Genomic DNA, 4,411 nt, shown 5'->3' with positions numbered 1-4,411 from the left:
ACCTTCTTCAGGTCGTCCGGGCCGGCGTCGTCGTCGGTGGTGCCCGCGGCTCAGTCCAGCAGCAGCGGCAGCCGGGCGGCGCTCTGCGGGTCGACCGGGAGCCGGGTGACCAGATGGATCCTGGGGTCGTCGGCGGCGATCAGCTTCGACTGGCGCAACGACAGCGCACCCGCCCGCGGGTGCTGGAACCGCTTGAGGACGGGCTGGTACCCCGCCACCTCGTGCCGCTCCCAGTACCGGGCGAACTCCGGTGACGCGGACCGCAGTTCCGCGGTGATCTCGCCGAACCTGGGGTCCGCCGGATGCTCGTCGGCCGTCATCCGGAACTGCGCCAGCACGAGCGTCGCCTGCTGCTCCCAGTCGGTCATCAGCTCCCGGGCCGGGCCCCACCCGAAAATCATCCACAGCATGTTCCTGCGGGCTTCCGGCAGTTCGGAGAAGTCGGTGAACAGCCCGGTCTCCGCCCGGTTCCAGCCCAGGATGTCCCAGTGCTGGTCGAGCAGGAACGACGGGTTGGGGTTGAGGGCGTCCAGTACGGCCTGCAGATGGCCGGCGGCCACCGGGCACGCCCTGCCGCTCTCGGCCGCCGGCGGCAGCTCCCCCGCGAGCCGGTAGAGGTGCTGCTCCTCCATGACGGACAGCCGGAGAGCGCGGGCCAGTGAACCGAGCACCTGGCGCGAGACCTTGATGTCGCGCCCCTGCTCCAGCCACGTGTACCAGCTGAGGCTGACTCCGGAGAGTACGGCTACCTCCTCGCGCCGCAGTCCGGGCGTCCGCCGGCGGGCCGTGTCGGCGACACCGGCGTCCGCGGGCGAGAGGCGCTCCCTACGCGACCTGATGAAGGCTCCGAGGGAGCTTCGGCCGGCGCCGTCGGAGTCGGGGGGTGTGGCAGGCATCTCACCCACAGTAGCAGCCCGGTTCTGATCGGTTGTCCCGCCGGCGGGACAGCCCGGCGGCCCCGCACAGGGGTGCGTCCGAAGCCCTGGATTGCGCCCGACACTGTCTGGAATTCGCCCCCAAGGACCACCGGACCGGGGCCGTTCGACCCTTTTGCCGCCTTACATCAACTTACCCAACTTTCTGGCGATTTCACAGGTTTCAGCACCTTCACTCCGGCACGCCCCCCGGCGAGTGACCGGGCCCGGCGCTCCGCGGGAAGCCGCCCAGGCCGGGTACCGGCCAGGTCAGCACCTTCCGCCCGGCCGTGGAATTCACGGCACCGAAACAAGGCGCCCCAAAGGAGAGAAAAGAACGGAACAAAGTATTCCGAATCGTTGACGTAGCATTTCGGCCGCCCGCCCGGTATACCTTCCCGGCTTTCCACCGGAACTCCGAATCCGAACACGGGGAGCACGGGGGAAGGTGTGCCAAATCCTCCCGCGGTGAACACCCCGTGAACGACGGGCGGCCGGGCCCGAGGGCCCCGGCGACGAAGGGGACGGCACGAACTCTCAGGTCAGGCGGGTGCGTTGCGAAACCGCGCCCGCCCGGACCGGCCCGCCTTTTACCGGATCGGGCAGGGAAACGGGCGCCGATTCGGGCCCCTGAGTTCACCCGACCGGCCAGTAGGAAACTCTCTTGCTCCCTAACTTGACCACAGTTACAGTGGGCAGGTTGCGCCCCCCGATTCCGCTGGAACCACCGTCTGCCCTTCTCGTTCACTTGAAGGGAATTCACCGCACTATCGCGTTCGGCGGCCGGGTCCGCGTAACGGAGGATGGCGTTGATGGCACCACGGGGGAAACGGGGAGTCGATGACGAGACCAGCGGTGCGGTCGGTGGCGAACGGTGTGATCTGCCGGGATGTGCGGATGTGCAGCCTTTCCAGGCCCCGCTTCTAGCCCCACTGACCTGCACATCGTTGTCGATATCCAGCGCAGCAGGAGGTTTGTTTTGGCTGCCGAGCCGGACGGGGCCACCCCCTTCAGCAGGGAACTCGCGGCACTACTGGAAGAGCGCGGGCTCTCCTGGCGCAAGCTGGCACAGCACGTGGGCTACACGGCCGGCTGGCTGAGCAAGATAAGACACGGCAGACGGCCGTCCGAGGATCTGGCGCGCCGGTGCGACGAGGTCCTGGGCGCGGGCGGCAGGCTGCTGGCCCTCGCCGCGGCCGATCCCGCTCCGGCCGCCGCCCCGCCGCATCTGGTGCGCCCCGCCCAACTGCCCGGTGTCACCATCGGTTTCGTAGGCCGCCAGAGCGCCATCGGACAGCTGAACGGCGCGCTCCAGGAGCCCGACCACCCGGGCGCACCGCATGTGGTGGCGGTCGACGGCCCGCCCGGTGTGGGCAAGACCGCACTCGCGCTGCGCTGGGCGCACAGCGTCGCCCGGCTCTTTCCCGACGGTCAGCTCTACGTCGATCTGCACGGCTACTCCAGCAACCAGTCGCAGGTCCTTCCGCAGGACGCCCTGGAGAAGTTCCTGGTGGCGCTCGGCTGCCCGCTCAACGAGGTACCGCGGAGCGTCGACGAACGCGCGGCGCTCTACCGGACGATGCTGTCCGGCCGCCGGACCCTGGTGATCCTGGACAACGCGGCGGACTTCTCCCAGGTGGAGCCCCTGTTGCCGGGCTCCAGCGAGTGTGTCGTCGTGGTCACGAGCCGCAGCAGGCTCTTCGCCATGGCGGTGCGCACCCACGCCACCCGGGTCACTCTGGAGCCGTTGTCGGACGGAGACTCCGTACTGCTGCTGCGGACAGCGATCGGCGAGCGGGCCGACGCCGAGGCCCATGTCCTCGACGAACTGGCCGTCCGCTGCGGTCATCTGCCGCTCGCCCTGCGGATCGTGGCCGAGCAGGCGGTCAGCAACCCGCACATCGGTCTGGAGCAGCTGCTCGCCAATCTGGTCGCGGAGCGCCGGCAGCTGGAAGTGCTCTCGCCCGACGAACCGGTCGCGGTGCGCACCGTGTTCTCCTGGTCCTACCGCAAACTGGACCCCGAGAGCAGGCGGATGTTCCGGCTGCTGAGCCTGCACCCGGGGGTGCGCATCTCCCCCGCCTGCGCCGCGGCTCTCTGCGCCCGCCCGCCGGCGAAGACCGCGGCGCTCCTGGAGAAGCTGCACAGCATGCATCTGCTGGAGGCGCTGGGCGACGACGGCCTCCGGCTCCCCGAACTGCTACGGCTCTACGCGGCCGAGCGTGTCCTCGTCGACGAGGTGGCGGAGTCACGCCGCCAGGCCGTCGAGCGCATGGTGGAGTGGTACATCCGCATGGTGTCGGCGACCCATGCCCACCTCGCCCCGTTCCGTACGAGTCTGGACTGGGTGCGCTGGCAGCCGCGGCACGACGACTACGCCCCCGCCGCCTTCGACGACGCGGTGGCGGCGCTGCGCTGGTGCGACTCGGAGCTGTCCAACCTGATGCCGGTCAGCGAACTCGCGGCGGAGCACGGGCTGCGTGACGAGGTGGTCCTGCTGGGACTGCGCCTGTTCGACTATCTGATCCTGCGCAAGCCCTGGTCCGTCTGGATACTGACGCACGAACTCGCGCAGAAGGCGGCCCTGGAGACCGGCGACGACCGGGCCGCGGGGTGGATCAAGACCCATCTGGCGTACGCCTGCTGGTGGTTGCGCGACTGCCGGCGCAGCCGCCGTCTCTGCGAGGAGGCGCTGGTCCTGCTCCGCCGTGTCCAGGACCGGCCGGGCGAGGGATGGGCCCTGGAGAACTGCGCCATCACGGTGCGCGACCACGGCGATCTCGGTGAGGCCCATGACTTCGCCGTGCGCGCGCTCGACATCTTCACCGAGGCGGGCAGCCACGAGGGCCAGGCCGCGGCGCTCGGCACCCTGTGCGACATCGAGACCCGGACCGGCAGGCCGGACGCGGCGCTGACCGCCGCGCGGGACTCGCTGCAGATCTGCGAGGAGATCCGGGACTACCAGCGCCAGGGGCGGAGCCTGATCAAGGTCGGCATCATCTACCAGTCGCGCGGCGACAGCGAGCAGGCCCTGCGGTACGCCGAACTCGCCGTCGGACTCCACCGTTCCGCGAGGGACCGGTGGGGCGAAGCCGAATCGCTCGCCCGCCAGGGGGACATCCTGCACGAACTGGGCCATGAGGCACGGGCGACAGCCTCCTGGGGCGCAGCCCTGAACGCGTACAGCGAGATGAACGACCCGCGCGTCGAGGACGTACGGAAGGCGATGGAGCAGGTCCGCCTGCCGTAGGCCGTGCCGTCCGGATCACGAGGCCCACCGGGGCGTTCGTCCGTACCGGTGGTGCTCCGCCCCGCCCCGGCCCGTGGCCCCGAACGGGGGGGGCGGGGCCGTGGCTGCGGGGCGGGGCGGAGCGGTCTGTGGCCCGGCCGGACTCCAGTGCCGCGGCAGGCAGGGTTTGCCCGTCAAGGAGCGGCGTCCGGTGCATGCTCTCGGCGTGCCGGCCGGAAGTCGTCGTACTGGACGTACTTGGGCCGGG

General features: G+C 70.3%; 2 protein-coding genes. One reads left to right on the top strand and one right to left on the bottom strand.

Going from position 1 to position 4,411, the window contains the following annotated elements; genetic code table 11:
* Nucleotides 1-50 precede the first annotated feature (50 nt).
* Nucleotides 51-896, bottom strand: coding sequence for a helix-turn-helix transcriptional regulator (locus ACFXBC_RS34760; protein ID WP_385034016.1), 846 nt, complete (start codon nt 894-896; stop codon nt 51-53).
* A 997-nt stretch (nt 897-1,893) separates the two neighbouring features.
* On the opposite strand from ACFXBC_RS34760, the gene ACFXBC_RS34755 reads away from it, so the two are divergent.
* The gene (locus ACFXBC_RS34755; protein ID WP_385034013.1) at nt 1,894-4,164 is read left to right on the top strand and encodes an ATP-binding protein; all 2,271 of its coding nucleotides are present in this window, start codon (nt 1,894-1,896) and stop codon (nt 4,162-4,164) included.
* Nucleotides 4,165-4,411 lie beyond the last annotated feature (247 nt).

The sequence above is a fragment of the Streptomyces sp. NPDC059398 genome (assembly GCF_042751845.1).
In the GTDB taxonomy this organism is placed as follows: domain Bacteria; phylum Actinomycetota; class Actinomycetes; order Streptomycetales; family Streptomycetaceae; genus Streptomyces.
This window is presented reverse-complemented; position numbering and strand designations above follow the sequence as displayed.